The organism is Bradyrhizobium sp. 2S1 (genome assembly GCF_011516625.5).
Classification (GTDB): Bacteria; Pseudomonadota; Alphaproteobacteria; order Rhizobiales; family Xanthobacteraceae; genus Bradyrhizobium; species Bradyrhizobium septentrionale.
On record NZ_CP147717.1, the window covers coordinates 6,975,634 to 7,001,514 of the forward strand.

At 62.9% G+C, this 25,881-nt stretch carries 24 protein-coding genes, 1 tRNA gene and 2 pseudogenes; 14 read left to right on the forward strand and 13 right to left on the reverse strand.

Going from position 1 to position 25,881, the window contains the following annotated elements:
- A complete protein-coding gene (locus HAP54_RS32770) occupies positions 1–459 on the forward strand; it encodes a hypothetical protein (RefSeq protein ID WP_176422180.1) in 459 nt (152 codons plus the stop codon).
- 231 nt (positions 460–690) lie between these two features.
- On the opposite strand, the gene HAP54_RS32775 is transcribed toward HAP54_RS32770, so the two are convergent.
- The 3 genes from HAP54_RS32775 to HAP54_RS32785 all read right to left on the reverse strand — a co-directional run bounded on the left by HAP54_RS32775 (position 691) and on the right by HAP54_RS32785 (position 2,256).
- Positions 691–1,086, reverse strand: a complete 396-nt coding sequence (locus HAP54_RS32775) for a hypothetical protein (RefSeq protein ID WP_166294412.1) — start codon at positions 1,084–1,086, stop codon at positions 691–693.
- A 24-nt stretch (positions 1,087–1,110) separates the two neighbouring features.
- Positions 1,111–1,197 (reverse strand) — tRNA-Gly (locus HAP54_RS32780).
- Between the two features lie 72 nt (positions 1,198–1,269).
- Positions 1,270–2,256 (reverse strand): IS1595 family transposase, encoded by a 987-nt coding sequence (locus HAP54_RS32785; protein WP_166294414.1) that lies wholly within the window; start codon positions 2,254–2,256, stop codon positions 1,270–1,272.
- Positions 2,257–2,680: 424 nt separating this feature from the next.
- On the opposite strand from HAP54_RS32785, the gene HAP54_RS32790 reads away from it, so the two are divergent.
- Entirely contained in the window at positions 2,681–3,418 is a 738-nt protein-coding gene (locus HAP54_RS32790) for a hypothetical protein (RefSeq protein WP_166294416.1), read from the forward strand.
- A 55-nt stretch (positions 3,419–3,473) separates the two neighbouring features.
- Here HAP54_RS32790 and HAP54_RS32795 read toward each other — a convergent pair whose 3' ends face one another.
- Positions 3,474–3,599, reverse strand: coding sequence for a hypothetical protein (locus HAP54_RS32795; protein WP_339156783.1), 126 nt, complete (start codon positions 3,597–3,599; stop codon positions 3,474–3,476).
- A 102-nt stretch (positions 3,600–3,701) separates the two neighbouring features.
- On the opposite strand from HAP54_RS32795, the gene HAP54_RS32800 reads away from it, so the two are divergent.
- Positions 3,702–4,940, forward strand: a complete 1,239-nt coding sequence (locus HAP54_RS32800; protein ID WP_166294418.1) for an amidase — start codon at positions 3,702–3,704, stop codon at positions 4,938–4,940.
- 115 nt (positions 4,941–5,055) lie between these two features.
- Here the strand turns inward: HAP54_RS32800 and plsY are convergent, their stop codons facing one another.
- From plsY to HAP54_RS32815, 3 genes are all read right to left on the reverse strand, one after another.
- Positions 5,056–5,652, reverse strand: a complete 597-nt coding sequence (gene plsY, locus HAP54_RS32805) for a glycerol-3-phosphate 1-O-acyltransferase PlsY (protein WP_166294420.1) — start codon at positions 5,650–5,652, stop codon at positions 5,056–5,058.
- Positions 5,653–5,985: 333 nt separating this feature from the next.
- Positions 5,986–7,287: a dihydroorotase gene (locus tag HAP54_RS32810; protein WP_166294422.1), complete on the reverse strand. Its 1,302-nt coding sequence runs from the start codon at positions 7,285–7,287 to the stop codon at positions 5,986–5,988.
- Between the two features lie 4 nt (positions 7,288–7,291).
- On the reverse strand, positions 7,292–8,245 hold the full coding sequence (locus HAP54_RS32815) for an aspartate carbamoyltransferase catalytic subunit (protein WP_166294423.1): 954 nt from the start codon (positions 8,243–8,245) through the stop codon (positions 7,292–7,294).
- Positions 8,246–8,519: 274 nt separating this feature from the next.
- On the opposite strand from HAP54_RS32815, the pseudogene HAP54_RS32820 reads away from it, so the two are divergent.
- The 3 genes and pseudogenes from HAP54_RS32820 to HAP54_RS32830 all read left to right on the forward strand — a co-directional run bounded on the left by HAP54_RS32820 (position 8,520) and on the right by HAP54_RS32830 (position 12,028).
- Positions 8,520–9,213: pseudogene (locus HAP54_RS32820) on the forward strand (M15 family metallopeptidase).
- Between the two features lie 114 nt (positions 9,214–9,327).
- Positions 9,328–9,819, forward strand: a complete 492-nt coding sequence (locus HAP54_RS32825) for a cupin domain-containing protein (RefSeq protein ID WP_210297511.1) — start codon at positions 9,328–9,330, stop codon at positions 9,817–9,819.
- Positions 9,820–10,030: 211 nt separating this feature from the next.
- Positions 10,031–12,028: a serine hydrolase gene (locus HAP54_RS32830; protein WP_166294424.1), complete on the forward strand. Its 1,998-nt coding sequence runs from the start codon at positions 10,031–10,033 to the stop codon at positions 12,026–12,028.
- A gap of 115 nt (positions 12,029–12,143) precedes the next feature.
- On the opposite strand, the gene HAP54_RS32835 is transcribed toward HAP54_RS32830, so the two are convergent.
- Positions 12,144–12,395: a hypothetical protein gene (locus tag HAP54_RS32835; protein ID WP_166294426.1), complete on the reverse strand. Its 252-nt coding sequence runs from the start codon at positions 12,393–12,395 to the stop codon at positions 12,144–12,146.
- A 5-nt stretch (positions 12,396–12,400) separates the two neighbouring features.
- Here HAP54_RS32835 and HAP54_RS32840 point away from each other — a divergent pair, with 5 nt between their 5' ends.
- From HAP54_RS32840 to HAP54_RS32850, 3 genes are read left to right on the forward strand one after another with little or no spacing between them, the layout of a single operon-like run.
- A complete protein-coding gene (locus tag HAP54_RS32840) occupies positions 12,401–12,541 on the forward strand; it encodes a hypothetical protein (protein ID WP_166294427.1) in 141 nt (46 codons plus the stop codon).
- 35 nt (positions 12,542–12,576) lie between these two features.
- Complete coding sequence (locus HAP54_RS32845; RefSeq protein ID WP_166294428.1) at positions 12,577–13,029, forward strand: hypothetical protein; 453 nt, start codon at positions 12,577–12,579, stop codon at positions 13,027–13,029.
- A gap of 57 nt (positions 13,030–13,086) precedes the next feature.
- A complete protein-coding gene (locus HAP54_RS32850) occupies positions 13,087–14,421 on the forward strand; it encodes an IS1182 family transposase (RefSeq protein WP_166202952.1) in 1,335 nt (444 codons plus the stop codon).
- 58 nt (positions 14,422–14,479) lie between these two features.
- Here the strand turns inward: HAP54_RS32850 and HAP54_RS32855 are convergent, their stop codons facing one another.
- Together HAP54_RS32855 and HAP54_RS32860 are read right to left on the reverse strand one after the other, a co-directional pair.
- Positions 14,480–15,916, reverse strand: a complete 1,437-nt coding sequence (locus tag HAP54_RS32855) for an IS701 family transposase (protein ID WP_166306603.1) — start codon at positions 15,914–15,916, stop codon at positions 14,480–14,482.
- Between the two features lie 86 nt (positions 15,917–16,002).
- The gene (locus tag HAP54_RS32860) at positions 16,003–17,067 is read right to left on the reverse strand and encodes an IS630 family transposase (RefSeq protein WP_166204319.1); all 1,065 of its coding nucleotides are present in this window, start codon (positions 17,065–17,067) and stop codon (positions 16,003–16,005) included.
- A 231-nt stretch (positions 17,068–17,298) separates the two neighbouring features.
- Between HAP54_RS32860 and HAP54_RS32865 the strand changes: the two genes are divergently transcribed.
- From HAP54_RS32865 to HAP54_RS32885, 5 genes are all read left to right on the forward strand, one after another.
- Complete coding sequence (locus HAP54_RS32865; protein WP_166294430.1) at positions 17,299–18,255, forward strand: outer membrane protein; 957 nt, start codon at positions 17,299–17,301, stop codon at positions 18,253–18,255.
- Between the two features lie 89 nt (positions 18,256–18,344).
- Positions 18,345–19,781 (forward strand): IS1182 family transposase, encoded by a 1,437-nt coding sequence (locus HAP54_RS32870; protein WP_166294431.1) that lies wholly within the window; start codon positions 18,345–18,347, stop codon positions 19,779–19,781.
- A gap of 374 nt (positions 19,782–20,155) precedes the next feature.
- Positions 20,156–21,799 carry an isovaleryl-CoA dehydrogenase gene (locus tag HAP54_RS32875; RefSeq protein ID WP_166294433.1) on the forward strand — a complete coding sequence of 548 codons (1,644 nt, stop codon included), beginning with the start codon at positions 20,156–20,158 and terminating at the stop codon, positions 21,797–21,799.
- 10 nt (positions 21,800–21,809) lie between these two features.
- A complete protein-coding gene (locus HAP54_RS32880) occupies positions 21,810–22,580 on the forward strand; it encodes a CPBP family intramembrane glutamic endopeptidase (protein ID WP_166294434.1) in 771 nt (256 codons plus the stop codon).
- 17 nt (positions 22,581–22,597) lie between these two features.
- Positions 22,598–23,389, forward strand: a complete 792-nt coding sequence (locus HAP54_RS32885; RefSeq protein ID WP_224741672.1) for a CPBP family intramembrane glutamic endopeptidase — start codon at positions 22,598–22,600, stop codon at positions 23,387–23,389.
- Here the strand turns inward: HAP54_RS32885 and HAP54_RS32890 are convergent.
- From HAP54_RS32890 to HAP54_RS32900, 3 genes and pseudogenes are all read right to left on the reverse strand, one after another.
- Positions 23,386–24,311, reverse strand: a pseudogene (locus HAP54_RS32890) (AEC family transporter). The gene HAP54_RS32885 and the pseudogene HAP54_RS32890 overlap by 4 nt on opposite strands.
- A gap of 2 nt (positions 24,312–24,313) precedes the next feature.
- A complete protein-coding gene (ruvX, locus tag HAP54_RS32895) occupies positions 24,314–24,796 on the reverse strand; it encodes a Holliday junction resolvase RuvX (RefSeq protein ID WP_166306609.1) in 483 nt (160 codons plus the stop codon).
- A 76-nt stretch (positions 24,797–24,872) separates the two neighbouring features.
- Positions 24,873–25,763, reverse strand: a complete 891-nt coding sequence (locus HAP54_RS32900; RefSeq protein ID WP_166294436.1) for a LysR family transcriptional regulator — start codon at positions 25,761–25,763, stop codon at positions 24,873–24,875.
- Between the last annotated feature and the right edge of the window lie 118 nt (positions 25,764–25,881).

Genomic DNA, 25,881 nt, shown 5'->3' on the forward strand with positions numbered 1-25,881 from the left:
ATGCGCGGCAGACCAACGAAAGACCCTCACACCCGACCAGCCATCAACACCCTTGAACGGCTCCATATGGAGCTAGGCGGCCAGATACTCGCCAACCGGCAACAGCACGACGCCTTGAGCGAGCAGATGCGGCATGTCGAAGCCGTCATCAAGATGCTGGACCCTACGTACAACCTGGGACGGATCGCGGTGAAGCGGCGGAAGCCCAACCCGTGGTTCAAGCGCGGCACCCTCTACAGGCGGGCGCTGGACGTGCTCAGGACGGCCACGGAGCCGATGACCACAACGGAGCTGGCGGAAGCTGTTCTTAAAAACCACGGCGTTGTGAACGCCTCTAAACCTGATTTGCAATTAATTGCACTCGGCATCCAGCACAGCCTTAAAAACCATGAGGGAAAAGGCGTGGAGCGGGTCGGCGAGGCTACGCCGGCACGTTGGCGGCTAGCGCCACCCGTCTAGTTAGTTGATGGGTGTAATAAGTATACGCATCAATGCGAAAGCATGGGATTGATGAGATATTTTAAACTTGCGCAATGGCTGCAATCAGAATTGGATAGCCGGATTGGAGCGGACGGACCAAATCCTGCGAAGAGCCAGAGGCAACTCTGGTGCGTCTGCCACTTCCAGGAAAAAGGGCGCTTCCGGTAGGATGCGCCCTTTTTCAATTGTGCAGGTACCTGCACTCAGTTGTTAGCCAGCCACTAAAGTTGGCCGTGGAGCGAACTCCGGCAACCGATATCGGCTACCGTCGTAGGTCACAGCCTTGTCCTTGACCATCCGGCTCAGATTGGACGCCACAGACCCTCTATTGAGCTGAATGTTGCGACGCGCAGCGATCTCTACTGCCGATGTCGCGTTGAGACCCGTTGTGCCAGCCTCGCGCAACAGGTCCAAGATAGTGGCTTTGAGATTAACGCGAGCGTTAACCGACAGCGGTTGATCTTGCGCAGTATCCTCGTTTCCCAACAGGCCGATTGCCATTTCCAGACCGGCAACCTTGTTTTTCAGTGCGTCGATCTCGGCAAGCAGCTTGTCTCGTTGCTCTAGGAGCCTTTGCACATTTGCTTTCATTTTGCCCTTCGCCATCTAGTTCTCCTTTGAAGCGGGCGATGGTGCCGTCAGAGGGACTCGAACCCTCACACCTGCGAAGATACCGGCTTGGAAGGCCGGTGCGTCTACCAATTCCGCCATGACGGCACGGCCACATACTGGACCGGGCCATTGCATCTGTCAATGGCCGTAAACAATGTCTCAACAATTAACGAATCATTAACCACGTTGGGCATGGCGCTGCCAGTAGCCGGTAAAATCCTCCGACTTACCGCGTTTCAAGGCCAGCCCGGCAATCCGGGTCACCTGATCGCCATTCGAGACGCGGCGGTTGTCTTCACGCCATGAGGACTCCTGCGCGTAGCGAAGCAGATACGCGCCAGCGATATGGTGGTGGATACCGACCTCGGCACGGCGCAGGCGGCTGAAATACTCCTCAGCTTGATTGGTGCAAGCGCCGTCGAGGCTGTACGCCTCCTGATGGTTGATGCGGCGCATCTCGAAACGCTCATGGAGACCGTCCCAAGAGGCGGCTTCGTCGGCATTGACAACAGTCCCCTTGGCGATCCGGGCCTTGATGAATGACGCCGCTTGGCTCTCGCTGCCGAACACGGCCGGGACCGAATTGCCGCCGCGTTCGCGGATCACGACCACGACCTTGCGCTTGCCGTTCTGGTTACGCGCGAAGCGGCGGTCAATACGAGCCTCCTTGAGGTTGGCGGGCTTGATGTAGCCGCCGAAATAGCCGCCATCCACCTCGGCAACCTTGCCTTCGCCGCCGATGACTCGGCCCTTCATTTCCTCAGCCATCGCTTCACGGAGCTTGTGCAGGAGGACGAAAGCAGACTTGTAGGACAGGCCCAGGTCGCGGCTGAGCGCCAGTGCAGACTTGCCCTTCACCTCGTTGCAGAACACGGCAATGGCCGCCAGATAGCCACGCAGGGGCAGTTTGTGGCTGGCAAACAGGGTGCCGGACGTGATGGTGAAGTCCTTTTTGCAACCCTTGCAGCGGAAGCGCAGGGAGCTGTTCGGACGGCGGGCTTCGTAAGCCTCTACGGAGCCGCAGGAAGGGCATACGGGAGCGCCAGCGGTGTCAGCCCAACGGATCGCCTTGAAGGCCGTCTCGGCTTCCGCGTCAGTCATGCGGAAGACCTGAGCTAGGCTCAGGGTCTTTGCCGCTTTACTGAGGAGGAAGTGTTGGGACACAGTCGCTACCTAACGAATACGATAGGTAACGAATATGATAGGTTTGGCTCTGCGTCCAGAAATCTATCGTTTCCATTAGGTCACGAATTCGTTAGGTGCAATGCGGCAATACCCTTTAGGTGTATTGCGGCCCTATAACCCCAACAGGTAGTGTCGGAGGATATTTTAAAGATTTTCGGCGGGGGCCACGGTGTTGCGGTTTTGGGCGCGCTTTCGGCGTTGGAGCAATTGGGCTCGCGCGGCTGGTTTCATTGTCATTTTCACCAGCGTAATCGTCTGTAGCTTTATCTACGCGATTTCATATCCACCAGCCCCAAGTGGACGGCCAGTAGCTGAGCATAACCACGCTGCCGCCCATACAGAACAGCAGCCAACCGCCCCCGATGAGCGCGGCACCAAGGCCGTACCTTTGGCGGTGGAGATAATGTCCGCCAAAGAGGGCACACCCGAAGCCGAACGGCAGGAAGAGGAACGCCGTGAGAAAGCGGCGAATGAACGGGGGCTCGTAGTAGCGACGTGGATTCTGGCCCTCGTTACCGGCCTTCTCTTCCTTGCCGCCGCCATTCAAGCCGGTCTCTTTGTTTGGCAACTGGGCTACATGCGCGAGGGGATGAAAGACGCCACCACGGCAGCAAGGGCCTCCAAGGAATCCGCCGAGACGGCAAAACTTCAAGCCGAGATTGCCAGCGGTACCCTCCAAACCATGCGGGACATCGCAGAGCGCCAACTGAGGGCGTATGTTGGCATTAGTGGTAGTAGCATTGCTGACGTCCAGACGGGCGCCCCTATGGCCACCGTCATAATCAAGAACTTCGGTCAAACTCCTGCCTACGACGTCGAGGCATGGATTCACCTCTGGGTCGCAGAGCATCCTCTCAATGAGGTTCTTCCGGATGCCCCGCCAGAAATGAAAAAGGCCAAGGGCACTCTTTACCCGGGCAGTACACTGATTTTCCAAATGCCCAAGGATCCGCCGGTCAAAAAGGAATACATCCACCTGCTCGGAACATCGGAGGGTACCATCTACGTATATGGCGGCATTATCTACCGTGATATTTTCAACAACAGACGGTTCACGAAATATCGCCTGATCTACGGTGGCCCCCACGGAATGACTGGAAACCTCATGGGTAATGACCGAGAGGGCAACGAAGCAAATTAGTGCTGCACACGCACGCATCGTCCATTCCTTTCAAATGGACGGTATTCGGCGCGCTTTAGCCAGCTTGTGGCGTTTGCGCCATAATACCGCGTGGGCCGACATTGTCGGAGCGGATCAGCCGCAGGCGGTTGAGCCGCTCGGTGTCGGTGAGTTTTACAGCGCTGGGCGTCCGGTCATGCATGTGGAGCGTAGCTTCGCCCAACCTGGGATTGTGATCAACCACGACATTGGCGCAGTGGGCGTGACGCGCTACAAGCGGTCGCCAATTCCGGGGAAGCCGACCATGATCTCACTTGCCGACCTCAAAGCGCGTATCGAGCAGGGCGCGCTGTCGCCCGAGGCTGCCATCGGCCAGTCGCTGGAGGCGATCGGCGCGCTGGAAAAGACCATCGGCGCCTTCGTCCGCCACGACGACAAGGCGCGGGCGCAGACTGCCGGGCCGCTGCGCGGTATTGCGGTCGGCATCAAGGACATCATCGATACCGCCGACTTCCCGACCGAGATGGGGGCTGCGATCTATCGCGCCCATCAGCCGCGCGCCGATGCGCCGGTCGTGATGGCGCTGAAGCAGGCCGGCGCCACCATCATCGGCAAGACCACGACCACGGCGTTCGCCGCGAACGATCCGACTGCAACCCTCAATCCGCACAATCACGCGCATACGCCGGGCGGATCGTCGTCGGGCTCGGCCGCCGCGGTCGCCGCCGGGATGATCCCGCTGGCATTGGGCACGCAGACCGGCGGCTCGGTGATCCGGCCGGCCTCGTTCTGCGGCGTCGCCGCGATCAAGCCGAGCTACCGGCTGCTGCCGACCGTCGGCGTGAAATGCTTTTCCTGGACGCTCGATACCGTCGGGCTGTTCGGCGCCGGCGTGCGCGATGTCGCGCTGGGGCTGGCCGCGATGACCAGGCGGCCTGAGCTGATCGTGCCGTCATCGGTCGCTGTTCCGCGCATCGGCGTGGTGACGCAGGCTTTCGCCGGCGCACCTGAAACGTCCGGCGCGGAGGCGTTGCAGAAGGCGGCGCGGGCGGCGGAGCAGGCGGGTGCGACCGTTCGCGAGCTCGCAATGCCTGACATCGTCGCGGAGGCGTGGCGGATCCATCCGGTGGTCCAGGAGTTCGAGGCGCATCAGTCGTTCGCCTGGGAATACGGCCAGCACTACGACGCGATGCCGCCGCTATTGCGCGGCCGGCTCGACGAGAGCAAGGGCGGCACACCCGCCGAGTACGACGCGGCGATGGACATCACGCTGCGCGCGCGGCAGGCGCTGGCCGCGATCCTCGGCGAGGTCGACGTGCTGCTGACGCTGTCGGCGCCGGGCGCCGCGCCAGAAGGCTTATCGTCGACCGGCGATCCTCGTTACAACCGGCTCTGGACGTTGATGGGCGTGCCCTGCGTCATCGTCCCGACGCTGATCGCCGAGGGCGGATTGCCTGTCGGCGTGACCGTGGTCGCGGGCTTCGGCGGCGATGCCAAGGCGCTGGCGGCGGCGAGCTTTGTGGAAGCTGCATTGGCAAAATAGGCAGCGTCATTCCGGGGCTCGCGAAGCGAGAACCCGGAATCCATACCTCCATAGGTCATGCGGCCAAATGGATTCCGGGCCCGCGCCAAGAGGCGCGTCCCGGAATGACGGAGAGCTACTTCTTCTCGCCGATCTTGCCTTCGGTGCCGGCCTGCAGGCGCTGGATGTTTTCGCGGTGCGTGTAGAACAACAGCAGCGTGAGCACGGCGAACAGCGAGGCGAGGGCGTTGTGGCCGAACCACCACAGGAACAGCGGCGTCACGAACGCGGCGATCAGCGCCGACAGTGACGAGTAGCGCGTGGTGTAGGCGGTGCCGAGCCAGATCACGGCGAAGATCAGCGCCGCTGGCCAGAACAGCCCGAGCAGCACGCCGAGATAGGTGGCGACGCCCTTGCCGCCGCGAAACCTGAGCCAGACCGGGAACAGGTGGCCGAGGAACGCGCCGAGCGCCGCCAGCATCGCGGCGTTCGGGCCGTCGATGGTGCCCGCGATGATGACGGCGACCGTGCCCTTCAGCATGTCGCCGATCAGCGTCGCCGCGGCGAGGCCCTTGCGGCCGGTGCGCAGCACGTTGGTGGCGCCGATATTGCCCGAGCCGATCGTGCGCAGATCCTGGGTGCCGGCGAGCCTGGTCAGCACCATGCCGAACGGGATCGAGCCGAGCAGATAGCCGATCACGAAGGCGGGCAGCAGCATCGCGTCAGCAGACATCGCGGTGGTTCCCTGGACGGCCGGTCCGGTCGATTTCGGCCAATTCCGTCAATGAAATATTAACCATCAACCCGCACCATGGCCTTGGAAATGAGGGAGCTTATCATGGCTTCTGTTCGCAGGCGGCTGGAGCAGCTGTTCTTTGTCGTTTACGTCGCAGCTATCGTCGTCGGAACGACGATGGAGGCGATGTCGCAACTCGCGGCGCGTTGAGTTCCATTCAAATTTAGAGCTTTTCCGTTCCGATTGCATCGGAACGGGGCTCTAATTTTTTGTTTTGACGCGTTTTCTTCACGCGAACCGGTATCCACTTCGCTCGAAAACGCGTTGGCTTTAGACGTGCTCGTACACGGTCCGTCCGCCGACGATGGTCCGCGTCACGCGGCCGGAGAAGCGGGCGTCGTCGAACGGCGTATTCTTGCACAGCGATTTGAGATCGTCGCGGTCGAGCACCCAGGGCGTGTCGGCGTCGATCACGATGACGTCGGCAGGGGCGCCTGCGCGCAGCGTGCCGCCGGGTAGGCCGAGCAGTTCCGCCGGCCGGGTCGACATCGCCCGGATCAGCGTCTTGAAATCCATCTCGCCATTGTGGATCAGCCTGAGCGCCGCCGGCAGCATGGTCTGCAGGCCGACTGCGCCGCTCGCCGCTTCCGCGAACGGCAACCGCTTGACCTCGACGTCCTGCGGATTGTGATCGCTCATCACGACGTCGATCAGCCCCGAGGCCAGCGCCGCGACCAATGCCCTGCGGTCGTCCTCGGTGCGCAGCGGCGGCGACAGCTTGAGGAAGGTGCGGTAGGGCCCGATATCATTTTCGTTCAAGGTCACGTGGTTGATCGAGACCGAGGCCGAAACCTTGTAGCCAGAGTCGCGGGCGCGCTTGAGGATCTCCAGCGACTCGGTCGAGGTCAGCGAGGCCGCGTGATAGCGGCCGCCGGTCAGCCCCGCGAGCCGCATGTCGCGCTCGAGCATGATCGACTCGGCGGCGGTCGGAATCCCGGCAAGCCCGAGCCGGGTGGCGAATTCGCCCTCGTTCATGACGCCTTCGCCCACCAGGTTCGGGTCCTCGGTGTGATGCACGATCAGCGCGTCGAAATCGCGGGCATAAGTCAGCGCGCGCCGCATCACCTGGGCGTTGGTGACGCTGCGGTCGCAGTCCGTGAAGGCGACCGCACCGGCGGCCTTGAGCAGGCCGATCTCGGTCATTTCCAGGCCCTGCATGCCCTTGGTCAGGGCCGCCATCGGATGGATGTTGACGATCGCGGTGTCGCGGGCACGGCGCAGCACGAAGTCGACGGTCGCGGAATTATCGATCACCGGCGAGGTGTCGGGCTGGCAGATGATGGTGGTGATACCGCCGGCGGCCGCGGCCTGGCTCGCTGAGGCAAAGGTCTCGCGATGGCTCGCGCCGGGTTCGCCGACGAAGGCGCGCATGTCGATCAGGCCGGGGGCCACGATCTTGCCGGCGCAATTGACGATGTCGGTGCCTTCGGGGACGCCGGCGGCGCCGATGCCGCGCTTGGCGTCACGGATCACGCCGTCGGCGATCAGGACATCGCCCGGACCATCGAAGTCGCGGGAGGGATCGATGACGCGGGCGTTGGCGAGCAGGATGGGGCGGCGGTCAGTCAGCATGGCGTCACGCGTTCGGCAGGTTGCGGGCGAGCGCTTCGAGCACCGCCATGCGCACTGCCACACCCATTTCAACTTGTTCACGGATCAGCGACTGCGCGCCGTCGGCGACGAAGGTGTCGATCTCGACGCCGCGATTCATCGGGCCCGGATGCATCACCAGCGCGTCCGGCTTGGCGTAACCGAGCTTCTTCTGGTCGAGGCCGAAATAGTGGAAATACTCGCCCGTCGACGGCACGAAGGAGCCGTTCATGCGCTCGCGCTGCAGCCGCAGCATCATCACGATGTCGGCGCCGTTCAGTCCCTCGCGCATGTCGCGCGCGACCTCGACGCCCATCCGCTCGATGCCGGGCGGCAGCAGCGTGGAGGGGGCCACCACGCGGACGCGCGCGCCCATGGTGTTGAGCAGGAAGATGTTGGAACGCGCCACACGCGAATGCAGCACGTCGCCGCAGATCGCGATCGTCAGTCCCTCGAGCCGGCCCTTGTTGCGGCGGATGGTCAGCGCATCCAGCAGCGCCTGCGTCGGGTGCTCGTGGGCGCCGTCGCCGGCATTGATCACGGAACCGTCAACCTTGCGCGCCAGCAGCTCGACCGCGCCGGAGGCGTGGTGGCGCACCACCAGGATGTCGGGGTGCATTGCGTTCAGCGTCACCGCGGTGTCCATCAAGGTCTCGCCCTTGCGGGTCGACATCGACGATACCGACATGTTCATGACGTCGGCGCCGAGGCGTTTTCCGGCGATCTCGAACGAGGACTGGGTCCGGGTCGAGGCCTCGAAGAACAGGTTGACCTGGGTACGGCCGCGCAGGCTGGCGCGTTTCTTGTCGACCTGGCGGTTGAGCTCGACATACTCCTCGGAGAGGTCGAGCAGGCCCGTGATGTCGTCAGCGGAAAGGCCCTCGATGCCCAGCAGATGCCGGTGACCGAGGACAAAAGTCGATTTCAATGATGGGGTCATTAAAGCGAGAGCTATAGGCGCGGATGACCGGTGGGGCAAGCGCGAAGAGGGCCCAGCGGAGTTTTCCCCGAGTAAGATGTGACGGCCTTCTCCGCCGTCATGCCCGGGCCTATTCCCGCCTTCGCTGAAGCTTCGGCGTGGCTGACGCCAGAGCCCGGCGAAGCCTTGGCGGAGCCGGCTTCCGGGCGTCCGTCCTTGCTTTTGCGGGCGTTTCCGGAACAAGACGTGGTTGGCCGGGCATGGGCGGAGCGGAAGCGACGGGCCACGCCCGGCGATGGCGCCGGAGCGAGAACTGGTGAAAATTGTCGTGATCCTCGTTGCCGTTGCTGGCCTGGTCTCTCCGGCGCTTGCCCAAGGCGTGCCCGGCGGCTTCGCGTTCCTGCGCGACATCGATCCGACCATCATCCAGGACATCCGCTACGCCACCGCGAACAATTTCATGGGCCGGCCGCTCGCGGGCTATGGCGCGGCGGAATGCGTCGTGAAGCGCGAGGTCGGGCTGCGGCTCAAGGCCGTGCAGCAGGAACTGGCGCGGCAGAAATTGTCGCTGAAGATGTTCGATTGCTACCGGCCGGCCCGCGCGGTAAGCCGATCTGTTCCGCCTCGGCTATATCGCCACCCATTCCGGTCATTCGACCGGGGCGGCGGTCGATCTGACGCTGGTCGATCTGACCGCGGACAATTCGGGGGCATTCGATCCTGCGCGCGCCTACGCCGATTGCACGGCGCCGGTCGCGGCGCGCGCGCCCGAGGGCAGCGTCGACATGGGCACCGGCTATGACTGCTCCGACGTGAAGGGACACACCGCTGCCAGCTCCATCACGCCGGCGCAGCGGAGCTGGCGCAACCTTCTGGTCGCGGCGATGGCCCGCCAGGGTTTTGTGAATTATTCGAAGGAATGGTGGCACTTCTCGCTGCCGGGTGCGGGCGCGGCGGCTTACGATTTCCCGATCACACGGGCGCGCTAGGACCACAGCCGCCGCTGTAGAGATGACCCAAAGCCGTTCTTGGCCACGGGCGTTCGTGATGCATTTTGCTATTGTGGCTTCTTCATTGTTGCGTATCGGCCAATGGAGCACGCGATGCCAGACAGCAAGCCAATCGAGGCGAAGTCGCACACCCCGGTGCCGCAGGGCTATCTGCTTGGTGCCGGAGAGGGTGAGCACCTGATCCATTTTCGTGATGGCGGCAACATCTTCATCAAGGCCGACCCCGTGATGGGGTCCAATCATCTTGGCCTGGGTATTCAGCAGCTACCCAAGGGCTCGGGCATTCCCCTTCACCGACACCTCGACAGGGACGAAGCCTTCCACGTTCTGGAAGGCAGCGGCACGGTCACACTCAATGATGTGCGTCACGCCTGCGAAAAAGGTGGAACGATTTTCATACCCAGAAACACGTGGCATGGTTTCAGTAGTCCAGACCACGAACTGGTTCTGCTGTGGATCATGGCGCCCCCGGGCCTCGACGGTTTCTTTCGCGAAACCTGCAGCCGACCCGGCGAGCCGCGAAAGGAATTGACGCGGGAGCAGATCAACGCGATCGCCCTCAAATACGGGACCGAATTCACCTAGGCGGGCTCAAACATTTGCCCACCGCTAGCAGGGCAAAGCGGACGTGGCATCGTCGTGCCGTCAAATCCAGTCGCCGATTCCGAAGTAAATCTGGCCGTTTACAGAATTCGGCCAATCCGGCGCGGAAATCGGCGCGCCGCGGGGCGTTGTCCGTGCCATTTTCGATGCGGCGGGCTCGGACCCCGCAAGTCGTGATGTGGAGATGCCCCGGATGAAACTGATCGCGTCGATACGGACGATTTCGATCGCGCTTTGTCTGTTGGGGCCGGCGTCCGCCGACGAGCTGACGACGGGCGACGCAACGAGCCTGGGCTTCTCCGCCGCGCGGCTGGCGCGGATCGCGCCCTGGTACCAGGGCCGCTTCGATGCCTTCTCGCCGTCGGACGGCCTTTTGCCCGGCGCCGTGGTTGCGATCGCCAAAGGCGGCAAGCTCGCCTATTTGCAGGCGATCGGATTTCAGGACCGCGCCAAAACTGTTCCGATGAAGACGGATTCGATCTTCTGGATCGCGTCGATGTCGAAGCCGGTGACCAGCGTCGCCGCCATGATGCTGGTCGACGAGGGCAAGCTCGACCTCGACGCACCGGTTGCGCGGTATCTGCCCGAGCTTGCGGAGATGCGGGTCGCGTCCCTGAAGACCGACCCGGCCACCGGCAAGACGGAATACGGGCTCGATCCGCCGAAGCGGCCGATGACGGTTCGCGATCTGCTGCGGCATACGTCGGGCCTGATCTACCCGGAAATGGATTTTGCCTATCCGGAACGCGGCCTTTCGGACGCGGACGCCGAATTTGCGATCCGGGTGATCCACATGCTCTACGGCTCGAAGGCTGTGTTCAGGCGCGACAAGACGTTGGCGGATTTCGTCTCCAGTCTGGCCAGCTTGCCGCTCGCCCATCAGCCGGGCGAAATCCATGAATATGGCTGGAACGCCGACGTGCTCGGCCGCATTGTCGAGGTCGTGTCCGGTCACTCTTTCGACCAATTCCTGCAGAGCCGCATCTTCGCGCCGTTGCATATGGTCGACACGGGCTTCTATGTGCCGAAAGAGAAGCTCGACCGCCTGGTCGATTCTCCCATGCCGGAACGGCCGCCGATCTGGGATGTCACGAAGCCGACGAAGCTGTTCGCCGGCGGCGGCGGGCTGGTGTCGACCGCGCCCGACTATCTCCGCTTTTGCCAGATGCTTCTCAACGAGGGTGAGCTCGATGGCGTGCGCCTGCTCAGCCCGCAGGCGGTGAAGCAGATGACGACGAACGCGCTGTCTCCGGACGCTCGGATCTTTGGCGGTGACGAGGTCGGCAGCCGCGCCGGAACGACCTTTGGGCTTGGCTTCGGAATCCGCGTCAATCCCGTCTTCAGCTGGATACCCGGCGCCGTCGGAAGCTATTCCTGGGCCGGGTTGTGGGGCACCTATTTCTGGATCGATCCGGTCGAGAAACTGATCGGCCTGCAGATGATCCAGGCGACGCCCGGCAGCAAGGGACGCGCAGCGCTGCGCTACGCCGGGATCAATCATCTCACCTATGGCGCATTGACGGTTGCCGAGTCGTCCTCGTCTGCTCCGCCGGCGGGATCGGCGATGGCGAGCCCGGAAGCGCTCGCCGACTATGCCGGGATGTATGATTTCGGCGCCTCGGTGAGTTCGCGCGACCGGCAGGGCCTGGCCGACGGCAAAACCGGCTGGCTCGGCATCGAGGCGTTCGTCACGATGGAGCCGGAAGGCCTGCGGATCAATCGGCCGCTTCCTCACAGCCCCGCAGCCAAGGCCGGCGTAGTGGCGGGCGATCTGATCACCGAACTCGACGGCGCGCCGCTCAAGGGACGTTCGCTCGGCGACGTGCTGGCCCGGCTGCGAGGGCAGGCCGACACGGCGATCAGGATGAAGACGGTCCACAAGGGGCAAGACGGTGCAAACGAGCTCAGCGTTGTGCGGGCTGCGCGGAGTGTCGATACGGTCCAGCTTCAGCTTCGCGTCGAGCGGGGCAGGCTCGTCGCGGAAGCTATGGGGGCCTGGCCGCTCCTGGCGTTCGAGAAAGGCAAGGCGACGCCGCTGGTCGCCACATCGAACAACGAATTCACGGTGGAGGACGAGGATCACACCAGGATCGCGTTCGTCAGGGACACGGCGGGCAAGGTCTCCGGGCTCACCCTCAATCCCGGGCCCTGGGAGCAGAAGGCGGCGATCATCGCGCCGGCACCGAAATAGCGGATGTCGAAAGCCGGATCGGATTTCCTTTAAATCCGACGCATCTTGGCAAGACAAAGCTTGCCATCGCAAAACCAGCTGAATGCACGTTCAACACTCCTTAATTGCGGCCGTATCAAGTGCGCGCATTACGGGAGCACGAAGCATGCGTTTCGGAGCCATTGCAATCATTGTCGTCGGCGCTGCCGGCATCGCGATCTACGACCAGTACGACAAGGGCGCGAACTACCAGCGCGTCGATGCGCGCATCAGCGGCGTCAACGAGCAGTGCTATCTCGAAAAGGTCGAGCGCGGCGTCATCACCAAGACGACGTTTACGTCCGACCTGACTCGCTGCGAAACTGCCGAGCTGCTGCGCAAGGAGCATCCGAAGTGGCAGGTCCGGTCGATGGAGCCACGCACCAGTCGAGCCTGCAGATGTCCTACTTCCCGAACGGCAAGCCGCTGCGCGCCGGCGACGTGCTTCCGGTGCTGGCCTCCAAGAGCAAGGCGGAGAAGACGCGTTCGATCTGACCGCCGCGGCGGTCGGGCAGGATGGGAGTTCGACGATGCGTCTGGGGCTCTACGGGATCATCGCCATCGGCCTCGCGGGCTTCTATGCCTATGGCGAGCTCGACAAGCGGGTGAACTTCCGGCCGATCGACGCGCGCGTCAGCAGCGTCAAGGAGCAATGCTACATGGAGAGGACCGAGGGGTCGCGGAGCTCGACCTCCGATCTGTTGTCTTGCGAGCTTGTCGAGCTGCTGGCGCGGCATCATCCGAAATGGCAGGGCTCCGACATCAAGCACAAGATCGAGATCCGGTTTCTCTACATCTCCCCGGTGGATGGCGCCGCGCATGAGTCGAACCTGCAGCTGGCGGCCTATCCGGATAACCGGCAACGGAGCAGCGGCGACATTTTTCCTGTCCAGGCGTCCAGGAAGGAGGCGAGCCGGACCCGCGCCAGTGACTGGGTCGACCGCTGGCTCGGCCGCCATGCGCCCAGGCATGGAAGCATCTAGGAGCTTGTCTGGATAGTCGCTGTTCAAATCTGGTCGGGTCTGATTCAACATTGGGCGATGAGCAAGTATTTTCGGCCTTGGAACATCGATCAGACGCTGCTTCTGCCGCCGAATGTGCAGGACTTCGTGCCGAAAGGCCATGTCTCGCGGTTTATGGTTGATCTGGTGCGGGAGAGCCTCGATCTCAGGGAGATCATGGGCAGCTATGTGAGCGGGCTTGGGCAGCCGCCGTTTGATCCGCGGATGATGGTGGCGCTGCTGCTGCATAGCTATGCGAGTGGGCTGTATTCGTCGCGTCGGATTGCCAAGGCCTGCCGGGAGCGGAACGATTTTGTGATGATCGTGGCGCTGGATGCGCCGGATTTTCGGACGATCAGCGACTTTCGCAAGCGACATTTGAAGGCGCTCGGCGCGCTATTCGTGCAGGTTCTGAAGTTGTGCGAGACGGCCGGGCTGGTCAAGCTCGGTCATGTCGCGCTGGATGGTACGAAGATCAAGGCGAACGCGTCGAAACACAAGGCGATGAGTTATGAGCGCATGAAGAAGCGCGAGGCGGAATTGAAGGCCGAGGTCGCTCGCATGCTGGCGGCCGCCGAGGCGGCGGATGCCTCGGAGGATGAGACTTTCGGCAACAGCGACGAACTGCCGGACTGGACCGTCGACAAGCAGAAACGGCTGGCGAAGATCCAGCAAGCGATGGCGGCGCTGGAAGCGGACGCCAAACTGGCGGCGGAGGAAGAGCGCCGCATCGAGGCCGAAAAGGAACAGCAGCGCCAGGCCGAAGGCCGCAAGAAGCCGGGCAAACCGGCGGCGCTGCCATCGGAGGAACCCAATCCCAAGGCGCAACGCAACTTCACCGATCCGGAAAGCCGCATCATGAAGTCGAAGGATGGCTTCGTTCAGGCCTATAATGCCCAGGCGGCCGTCGATGCACATGCCCAGATCATTGTCGCGCAAGAACTGACCCAGCACGGCAGCGATCAGGGCCAGTTGGTGCCCCTGATCGAGGCCATCGAGAGCAATCTTGGCCGCAAGCCGCGGCAGGCCTCAGCGGATTCCGGCTACTGCAGCGAAGCCAATCTCGAAGCGCTCGACACACGCAGCATCGATGGCTATGTCGCGCCCGGACGCGCCAAGCACCCGACAGTAGCGAACGGAAAAGTCGGCGGCCCGCTGACACAGGCCATGCGAAAGAAGATCGACGATGGCGGCTTCGAAACACCCTACCGATTGCGAAAGCAAGTGGTGGAGCCGGTGTTCGGGCAGATCAAACAGGCAAGAGGCTTCCGCCAGTTCCTGTTGCGGGGCATCGAGAAAGTGCGCGCCGAGTGGACAATGATCTGCACCGTCCATAACCTCCTCAAGCTGTTCAACCTCGCAAACGCAGCCTGAGCCTGCTACTCTACAACAAATGCCCGTCACGAAAACATATCTGGACGGGCTCCTAGTCCTACTGCGTCACAAACGATGATCTGTCTAGTGGTCGAACTTGATCGCACAACAAGGACATCTCGACAGCGTTCGGACGAGCCCATGTTCGAGGCGCCGTCGCATCGTCGCGATCGAATTTGGAATGTGACGTTGGGTCCGCAGCGGCAAATCCGCGGGGTCTGTAATCTGCGGGAATGCGATCGAGCAGGATCGGCCGGGCGTGCCGAGTGCCTGAGGGGGGAATCGTCTCCCGCTCGGAGATCAGGAATCCGTAGGCTGCGATGCACATTGTTGCGTGATGATGAAAGCCGCGCCAGCCGCGTCCCTCGAAGTGGCCGAGCCCGACCTCCTGCTTGAGTTCCTGATAGTCGCGTTCGATGCGCCAGCGCAATTTAGCCGTCTCAACGAGAGTCCGGAATGCCACATCCTCCGGCAATGTCGAGAGCCAGTATTTGGTAGGCTGGTCCTCGCCTTTTGGCCATTCGATCAGCAACCATTCCTCCAATCGCCGGGTGGTTTGCCAATAATCACGATGCGCGGCACGGACCCGCACGCGGGCAAAGCGCGAGGTCAGCTTTTCGTTCGTTCCTTGCCGCCACGTGATGGTGCGCCAAGCTTTGGCCGGCAGGCCGATCGCGAGCGCCTTGACGGCGGCCGGCTGATGCTGACGGTTGCGGCGCATCAGTTTCGGTGGACGGCCGCGGCCCGACCATGGCTTCGGCGGCAAGGGACCGGTACCGGGCGCCCATACCGTTGTGCTCGACAGAAGACCCGCCACATAGGTCAATCCCAGCGCCGTGATCTCCGTGCGCAGGTCGCTGTTATTGCCATAGCCCGCGTCCATCAGTACGACACCGCGTGGAAGGCCGCTCGCGCAGGCCCACCGCAACTGCTCCAGCGCGATCTCCGGCTTGGTCCGGAAGCCAACTTCGGCAGGAATGCCCACCTTGCGCCGCCGATCGCAGTCCTCAGTCCATTCCTTCGGAAGATAAAGGCGATAAGCGACAGGCAGGCTGGCGTGGTGGTTGGCAATCGACAGTGACACCGCCACCTGACAATTATCCTGCTTGCCGAGCTGCCCGCAATATTGCCGTGCAACTCCAACTGAATGTCGGCCCTGCTTGGGAAATCCGGTATCGTCGATGATCCAGGCTTCGATGGGGCCCTGGCGTTCAATCGCCGGCAGGACCATCTCACGTACCTTGCCCAGCACCTTCTCATCCGACCAGGCGCCGCTGCCGACGAAATGCAGCAGCGATTGATGCTGGGCGGCCGTCCGTTCCGGAGCTGTCACCGCCGCCATCGACTCCACGCTCTTGCGACCGCCACAGGCCATCAGGCCGACGCAATAGTCGCGCAGCGGCGCCTTCCGATCAGCATGACCGATGACACTGGCAAGCCCTTCCAAATACGTCGCAAATCGCTTCTCGCTCGTCTTGGTGCCACGCCCGCTCATGTCGGCCTCTCGACTGATGGTCCGTGCTTCATCCATCGCTGATTCTGGCCGGCGGTTTTGTGACTCAGTCAGACTAGTACCCAGAATCAGAGCTGAGTGATACGGCGGCCTTTGAAACGGCGTTGACGGACCTTTTTCTTGGTCCAGACGAAGGGCTCGGCTCTGTCGTTGTATGCGTTGACGTAGGCATCGATGTGCTCCTGAAGCTGCGTGAGGCTTGTGAAGGAGGTGCCGCTGAGCGACTGCCCCTGCAAGATCGAAAACCATACCTCGACCTGATTGAGCCAAGACGCACTTGTCGGCGTGAAATGAAATTGCACGTTGGGGTGGGCCTTGAGCCAATGCTCGTTCTTCTTGTGGGTGTTGAGGTTGTCGAGGATGACGTGAAGCTTCCGGTTCGGAAAAGCCGCGGTGACGCTGTTCATGAAGTCGAGAAACTCGACGCGGCGTCGGCGTTTTGAATGCGCCGCGATGATCTTTCCGGTGGCGACTTCGAGCGCCGCAAACAATGTTGTGGTGCCATGCCGCTTGTAATCGTGGCTCTGGCCGGTCAAGGCGCGGCCATTGGGCAACTTCAGATAACCCTGCGCTCGCTCCAAAGCCTGGATCGAGGGCTTCTCGTCCACGCACAGCACAATGGCCTTCGCGGGCGGGGCGACATAGAGGCCGACAACATCGGCGGCTTTGGCCGTAAAGTTCGGGTCGTTGCTCTCACACCAGGACTTACGAGCCGCGAGGTCAATCTTGTGGCTGCGCAGGAACCGCCAGACATATTGGACGTCAACATCGCCCAGCGCCCCGGCCAGCAGGGGCCCGGTCCAGCGTGCGAACCCGTCCGGCGGCGGCTTGTCCAGCAGCTTCAGAATCCGCTTGTCGGTGGCCTTCGTATAGATTGGCTGCTTGCCCGGTCGCGGCTTGTCTTGCAGCCCTTCAAGGCCTTGGTCGGCATAGCGATGCCGCCAAAGGCTGACAATCCGCGGCTGGACCCCAACTTCCTTGGCGATCGACCGAGTGCTGCGTCCATCCGCCGCCAACAGAACTATCCGCGCCCGCTTCAAATCGCGCTGCAACGTCACCGGGGAGCGGCAACACGCCTCAAGCACCTTGCGATCTTTCCTCGAAAGGTGGACTTCTCTTGCTTCGGGTATCATCCCGACCTTGAATCACGACTCACGCTTTAAGAACAGTAGGTACTAGGGCAGGCACCGATAAATCCGGATTGTCCGCGTCTAGGGGATAGAGCGGACATGGCCTGACCGGCCGGGAACGTCTGCAAATTACCCATTTCGGACTTCGTCACTGCAAAAATGTTTCGTCGTGATGAATGGGTAACAGCCCGGCCTGTAGGAGCGTGTTAGCCTTGACGATTGCTGGAGGCCGTAGTGAACAAGCTGGCAAATGCGGTTGCAGCCATTGCGCTGGTCGGAACGCCCGTTTTCGCGGCAGACATGCCGGTCAAGGCTCCGCCGCCCGCACCCGCACCCGTCTATAGTTGGACCGGATTGTATGTGGGCGGCAACGTCGGTTACAGCTGGGGCAAGGCCGATACCGATGTTGTAGGCAACGCGACCACCGTTGTGTTTCCAACCTTCTTAGGTGGCTTTCCAAACAATAGCGTTGCGGTTGCGGGCTCGAATACAGCAAAGCTAAATGGCGCCAGCGGCGGTGGCCAGGTCGGCTACAATTATCAATTCAGCCCGAGATGGGTGTTGGGTTTCGAGGCTGATATTCAAGATTCGGGCGAGCGAGGGGGCAATACGTTTGCCGCTCCATTCTCAACGACAGTTTGCACGCTCGCGGCCGCGGGCCCACCGGGGGTGCCTGTAGTATTTCCTAATAACGGTCCTCCGACCTGTCTTCTGACTGGCACGCTCAACGGCACCGCAGCGACCACGTATGATGCCAAGATTAACTGGTTTGGGACAGTTCGTGGCCGTGTCGGAGGTTTGATAACCGATCAGATTTTGATCTATGGGACCGGCGGCTTGGCTTTTGGCCGCGTCGAAGTGTCGGGCGTTACTGGTGTTAGTGGGTCAATAAACACCAACGCTGCCCTTACACCCAGCGCGAACGCTTTCAGCGACTCCAGGACGAAGGTTGGCTTTACGGTTGGCGGAGGGATCGAGGGTAAAATCTCGTATGGGATGGGCTGGACGTGGAAATTGGAATACCTCTACGTCGACTTGGGATCGCTCGACACGATCGGCCCGTTTCCTGGCGCGTCCGTCAACCCGCCCGGTTTGGGGTTAATCACATCGCCCTTCAGCGGCACTATCACCACGCACACCCATTTCACCGACAACGTCTTGCGCGTCGGGCTGAACTATCAATTCCACTGATCTGACTACGGCGACTTCTGGTTCTGGCCCAGGCCGTGTGAAAACTCCGTCTCTGCTATTATTCTCCAATGAATCGGTGGGGACGGGCGATGGCGGGATTCGTGGAGGGGGTTGATCGCGGGCAGAGCACGTTGTTTCCCGCACTGCTCGACGACTACGTGGCCGAGGACAATCCGGTGCGTGCGGTTGATGTGTTCGTCGAGGGGCTCGATCTGGATAAGCTCGGCTTCGTTGGCGTCCAGCCACTCGACATGGGGCGACCCGGCTACCATCCCGGCATGATGCTCAAGCTCTACATCTACGGCTACCTCAATCGCGTGCCGTCGAGCCGACGCCTGGAGCGGGAATGCCAGCGCAATATCGAGATGATCTGGCTGACCGGGCAGTTGGCGCCGGACTTCAAGACTATCGCGGATTTCCGCAAGGACAATGGCAAGGCCATTCGTGAGGTCTGCCGCGAGTTCGTCGCGCTGTGCCGCAAGCTTGATCTGCTTGTTGGAGCGAGCGTCGCCATCGATGGATCGAAGTTCAAGGCTGTCAATGCGCGAGACAAGAACTTCACCGAGGCGAAGATGAAGCGGCGCCTCGAGCGGATCGACGAGAGCATCGCCCGCTATCTCTCGCAGCTCGAGACCGCCGATCGGCATGGCGATACAGTGCCAGAGGCGAAAGTTGCGAGGTTGAAGGGCAAGATCGAGAAGCTCAAGGAGGAGACCGGTCGGCTCAATGCGATCAATGCGGAGATGATGAAGAAAGAGGACAAGCAGATCTCGCTGACCGATCCTGACGCGCGCTCGATGGCGACCAGTGGCAAGGACACCGGGATTGTTGGCTATAACGTGCAGATTGCAGTTGATACGCAACATCATCTCATCGTGGCTCACGAGGTGACCAACGTGGGCACCGATCGCCACCAACTCGCCAAAATGGCCGGGCAGGCACGCGACGAGATGGCTGTCGAAACCCTCGAAGTCGTGGCAGACCGCGGCTATTACGATGGAGAGGAGATCAGGGCCTGCGAGGAAGCCGACATAACGGTGACGTTGCCGAAGCCGATGACTTCGGGCGCCAAAGCTGCTGGCCGCTTCGGCAAACAGGACTTCGTCTATGTCGCCGCCGAAGATGTTTATCGCTGTCCCGCCGGCGAGCAACTAACTTATCACTATACGAACGTAGAGGATGGAAAGACACTGCGTCGCTATTGGACAAGCACCTGCAAAACCTGCGCGCTAAAAGCTCAGTGCACGACAGGGCCCGAGCGCCGCATCTCACGCTGGGAGCACGAGGCCGTTCTGGAGAAAGTTCAGGATCGGCTCGACCACAGCGCCAATGCAATGGGTGTCCGCCGCCGGACAGTGGAGCATCCGTTCGGCACGTTGAAGTGTTGGATGGGAGCAACGCACTTTCTCACGAAAAAGCTGCCAAAGGTGGCCGCCGAGATGGCGCTCAACGTGCTCGCCTACAACATGAAACGCGTGATGATGATCCTGGGCGTAGGCGGATTGCTGGAGGCGATGCGGGCGTGAGGCCGACCTCCGCGCGACCAAGTCCGCGCCTACATGAAGTTCCTGGTTGCCACTGGGCTCGCTTCCACCGAATTAGAAGCTCGGCGGCCGCGAAATGCACCAGTGCGCCGCAAGTTACACGATTTTCACACGGCCTGGGCCCTTAGCTGACATGCCTTCATCATCTCTCCCCGATGTCCGACTTCGGGGCCAGCACCTGCCTGCATCGCGCGGGCCCATTTTTGAGTACACGTCCTGGCTGAAGCGCATTTTTCGCTGCCCGGCACCGGCGCGCAGGCTTATGATCCATCGATTCCATTGCGCCACGGCTGGCCCGTGATCCACCCCGGCGGAGACCGGTTGTCCGCGCAGCGAGACCAATTCCCGAGGAGACCATGACGCAGGCTCCGTTCGCCACCCACGACGTCTTCAACCAGTCGCCGCCGTTTTGGGATGTCGACCTGTTCACGGCGGACGCGCCGCTGGTCGCGGCCGTCGCCGCCAATGGCGGCGCGGCGGCGACGGCTGAGCTGTCCGATTTCGGCAAGCAGTGGGGATCTGCCGTGATGGCGGAGCGCGGCCGCGTCGCCAATGAGAACACGCCGAAACTGCGAATGTTCGATGCCAGGGGCAACCGCCGCGATGAGGTCGAGTTTCACCCGGCCTATCACGAGCTGATGGCGCACTCCGCGCATGCCGGGGTGCACAACTCGACCTGGACCGCGGACGGCAGGCCGGCCGGTGGCGCGGCCGAAGTGGTGCGCGCGGCAAAATTCTATATCGCAGCGCAAGTCGAGACTGGCCATCTCTGCCCGATCACGATGACGCGCGCCTCGGTCGCGGCGCTGGCCTCACAGCCGGACATTCTGGCGAAGACGATGCCTGTGATCGGCACGCGCGCCTACGACCCGAGCTTTGCGCCGTGGTGGACCAAGCGCGGCATGACGCTCGGCATGGGCATGACCGAGAAGCAGGGCGGCACCGATGTGCGCGCCAACATGACGCGCGCCGAGCGCGACGGCGATGCCTATCGCATCACCGGGCATAAATGGTTCATGTCGGCGCCGATGTGCGACGCGTTCCTGGTGCTGGCGCAGGCCGAGCAGGGGCTGAGCTGTTTCTTCATGCCGCGCTTTGCGCCCGACGGCACGGTCAATTCGATCCACTTCCAGCGGCTGAAGGACAAGCTCGGCAACCGCTCCAATGCCTCCTCGGAGGTCGAATTCCACGGCGCGTATGCCGAGCTGGTCGGCGAGGAGGGCAAGGGCATCCGCACCATCATCCAGATGGTGCAGCTGACGCGGCAGGATTGCGCGATCGCCTCCGCCGGCTTGATGCGCTCGGGGTTGGCGCATGCGCTCAATCACGCGCGGCATCGCAGCGTGTTCCAGAAGCATCTCGCCGACCAGCCGCTGATGCAGGCGGTGCTCTCCGACATGGCGCTGCATGTCGAGGCGCAGGCCGCGCTGGTGATGCGGCTCTGCCGCGCCTTCGATCGTGCGCCCATCGACGCAGGCGAGGCCGCCTATATGCGGCTGCTGACGCCGGCGATCAAATACTGGATCTGCAAGAGCGCGCCTGGCTTCCTCTATGAGGCGATGGAGTGCCTCGGCGGCAATGGCTATGTCGAGGAGGGCATTTTGGCGCGGCATTACCGGGAGTCGCCGGTCAACGCGATCTGGGAAGGCTCCGGCAACGTGATGTGCCTCGACGTGCTGCGTGCGCTCGGCCGCGAGGCCGATGCCGCGCTCGCCGTGCTGCGCGCGCTCGCCGACGAGACCAAGGGCCTGCCGGGTGCGGCCGATGCTGTTGCGATGATTGGGAAGTCATTCCGCCGCTCCGACAGCGAGCGCATCGCGCGGCTGGCGGTCGAGAAGCTTGCGCTGCTGGCGGCCGCCGCGGCGCTCAACCAGGTCTCGCCCAAAAACGCCGAGCTGTTCGCGACGACACGGCTTGCCGAACGCCACGCCGGCATGTACGGCGCGGTGGACCTATCCGATGCCGGTCAGCGCGCGCTGCTGGCGCGAGCGCTGCCATGAAGGTTTGCTGATGGACGCACTCAATCCCGATACTCCGCCGGCGGCGGTTACACCGCCACCACGTCCGCCGCGGGTCTGGAAGTTCTGGGGCACCGCGCTGTGGGGCCTCGTCATCTTCGCGGCGATGTTCCTCGGCCAGGTCGCCGTCATCATCTACCGCATCATGGCGCAGGGGGCAGAGCTGTCGGTGGCCGGCATCACCCATGTGGTCGCCGACGGTCTGACGATCTCGCTCTCGGTGCTCGCCGGGCTGCCGATGGTGGTGCTGGTGCTATGGCTCGCGATCCGCCGGACCCGGATATCGTTCGCCGATTATCTCGGGCTGCGCGGCACGTCGTGGAAGAATGTCATCATCGGCATCGTTGCGCTGCTCGTGCTGGTCGGGGCCTGGGACATGGTGTCCCGCGCCGCCGGCCGCGAGGTGACGCCGGGCTTCATGGGCGACGTGCTGAAGTCGGCGCAGGAGCACAGCGCGCTGTGGCTGCTGGTGATCGCCTTCGCCGTCGCCGCGCCGCTCTGGGAGGAGCTGTTCGCGCGCGGCTGGCTGTATCGCGGCTGGTCCGAATCTGCGCTCGGCCCCTACGGCGCGATCCTGCTGTCGTCGATCGTCTGGACCGTCATGCACCTCCAGTACGACTGGTTCTTCCTCTGCGAGGTGCTCTCGATCGGCCTGCTGTTCGGCTACCTCCGTTATCGCACCGGCTCGACCTGGCTGACCATCCTGCTGCACGGGCTGAACAACCTCGCGGCCACGATCCAGACCTGGTGGCTGGCGGGGTAGCGGTCTCGCATGTTAGCTTGAAGCAGGCCCACCTTCGCTGCAACGTTGTTGCAGAAAAAATCCTGATGTCGAACTTCGAGAATGCCAATTCGCCGGTCCCGGCTTCGGCGAAATCGCCGCGGGTATGGGATTTCCTGGAGACGACGCTTATTGGCCTTGTCGCTTACGGCGCGTTTCTTCTAACGGCAGGGCTTGGACTTTTTGTCCTTATACTCGCGCAGTATGGGACAATCCCGATTGCTCATATTGAGTTCGAGGGACGCTGGCAGGGCGCAGGTCTGGTCTTCGGAAGCCCAGCTGCGGTTGCGGTGCTTTGGGTCTCTGTCCGCAAGCTCGATCGGGACTTTTCCGAATACCTTGCGCTCAATTGGCCCAGTTCACGAGAGCTTTTTCTCGCATTCGCGATCACGGCAGTCATCCTGATCGTGGAGGGCTATTTTCGAGCTTTCGTAGGCGCAGATACGAGTTGGATCGCTCCTAGTTTGAACGTGCAAGGGCGGGGTGGCTTGCTAACCTTCCTGATCGGCTGCTGCTTGGCCGCGCCGATCATGGAGGAGTTTATTGTCCGCGGCTTTTTGTTTCGAGGATGGTCGCAGTCTTTCTTCGGGCCAGTCGGTGCCATCGTCTTGACATCAGTGGTTTGGGCTCTCAACCACACTCAATACGATTGGTCCGATCGCTTCTGTATATTCGTTTTCGGCCTCGCTCTGGGCTACTTTCGTTGGCGGAGTAATTCGACCTGGCTGACTGTGCTCGTTCACTCGGCCATGAACATCATCAGTTCCTTCATGATAGGGCCTTATGTTTAAAGTCCAACCGCGGCAATCACGATCGGCATCGTGACCGCCGCCAGAATCGTCTGCAGCGTGATGATCTGGGCGAGCAGCGGGGCGTCGCCGCCCATCTGGCGCGCCAGCACATAGGCTGACGGCGAGGTCGGCACCGCGGCGCAGGCCGCGACGATGGCGAGGTTGGCGCCGCTGACGCCGAACCACACGGCGAGTGCGACGGTCAGGACGGGCATCGCGACCAGCTTCAGCCCCAGCGCGGCACTGGCGGCGAGGCTGGGCGGAAGATGCCTTCCAGATGCAGGCCGGCGCCGGTGACGAGCAGGCCGATCGCCAGCGACGAGCCGCCCAGTGCGTCGGCGACATCGTGCCAGATCTGCGGCAGCGGGATGTGCACGACGTTGATGGCGAGCCCGATCACGCAGGCCCAGATCAGCGGGTTCTTCACCACGGTCAGCACGATCGCGCCGGCAGTCCGCTTCTTGGACGAGGCATATTTCGCCAGCACGGCGACGCTGAAGACGTTGACCAGCGGGATGATCGCGACCATCGCGACGGAGGCGAGCGCCAGCCCGACGCTGCCATAGAGATTGCGCGACACCGACAGCGCGACATAGGTCTGCCAGCGGGTCGCGCCCTGGAAGATCGAGCTGAAGGCCGGGCCATCGACCCCGGCGCGGGCGAGCGGGCCACGCAGCGCGAGACACAGCAGGCTCATCACGAGCGCGGCGAGCAGCAGCGCGCCGCCGACGCCTGCGACCGGCACTTTGGTCAGATCGGCCTTCACCAGCGTCTGCACCAACAGCATCGGGAACAGCACGTAATAGGTCAGCTGTTCCAGCCCGTGCCATTGGGTGTCTAGCCGCATCAGCGTGCGCCTCAGGACGAAGCCGAGCACGATCAGGAGGAACACCGGCAGCAGCGCCGCGATCACCACGGCCATCCTCAGCGGTCCCCGCGCAGCTTCGCGAGCCGGTCCAGCGCGCCCTGCAGGATGAAGATCGCGGCGTGCTCGTCGATCACCTCGGCGCGGCGCGCGCGGCTGACGTCCATCCCGATCAGCTCGCGCTCGACCGCCGCGGTCGAGAGACGCTCGTCCCACAGCCCGATCGCCAGTGCGGTGAGGTTGGAGAGATTGCGGGCGAACGCCCGGGTCGATTGCGCGCGCGGGCCTTCGCTGCCGTCCATGTTGATCGGCAGGCCCAGCACGAAGCCGACGGCGTTGCGCTCGGCCGCGATCGCGAGCAGCCGCGCCGCGTCGGCCTTGAACTGCTTGCGCTTGATGGTCTCGACGCCGGTGGCGAGCCGCCGGTCCGGATCGGAGACGGCAACGCCGATCGTCTTGGTGCCGAGGTCGAGGCCGACAAGCGCGCCGCGGTCGGGCCAGTGCGACGCGGCTTCGATCAAGGGAAGGATGGGGGCGAGCATGGCGCTAGCGCTTAGCACGCAGGCGCGCGTCGAGGCAAAGCCCGGCGGCAGCCGGCCGTCCATGCGAAAACGCCGATCAGGCGGCGATCACCCGCTCGTCGCCGCCAAGGCACGCAGCAAGTCCCTGCAATGGACTGTACTGATGCGCGGTGCGGCGCTGGATGAACAGCGTCTCGACAAGCGCGTGCTGCGGGTTGAGCTTGTGGATGTGGACGTCGCGCTGCACGTGATCGCGCTCGACGACAGCGCGCGGCAGCAGGGTGACGCCCATGTCGGCGGCGACGCAGCCGATCATGCCGTCGAGCGTGCCGAACTCGAAGCGGACGGCCGACGGCCAGCCGAATTCGGTGAAGACCTGTTCGAGCCGCTGCCGGTAGGTGCAGCCGGTGCGGAACACCAGCGCGGTCGGGCCCGACTCCGGCGTGCCGGCGCGTAACGCGGCGAGCGATGTCCAGCGCTGTGCGGTGACCAGCACCAGTTCCTCCGCGAATGCGGGCGCCGCGCTGAGCTCGGCATGCTCGATCGGGCCGGCGACAAAGGCGCCATCGAGCGAGCCGTCGAGCACGGCGGCCACGAGGTCGGCGGTCGGCGCGGTGCGCAAGGTCAGCCGCACCGCCGGATAGCGGCGATGAAATTCGGCAAGCAGCGCCGGCAGCCGCACCGCGGCCGTGGTCTCCATCGAGCCGATCGACAGCGGCCCCTTCGGCTCGCCATCGTCGCGCGCGGCGAGCACGGCTTCGCGCGACAGCGCCGCCATGCGCTGCGCGTAGGGCAGCAGGCGGCGGCCGGCGCCGGTCAGCGACATGCCGCGGCTGTGGCGCTCGAACAGCGCGGTGCCGATCTCGGCCTCCAGCGCCTTGATGCGCTGGGTGACATTGGACTGCACGGTGTTCAGCTCTTCGGCGGCCCGGGTGATGCCGCCGAGCCGGGCGACGGTGGAAAAGGTGAGCAGGTCGGTCAATTCCATGGGGGACCACCGTTCTGAATTAGAGATGGTAGCGTTCTTTAGTATTCATTTTCCGAGAATGTTAGGCCCGCCTAGGCTTGGAGTCCAGAACAGCAAGTCCAGAACAGGGAGCGAGCGC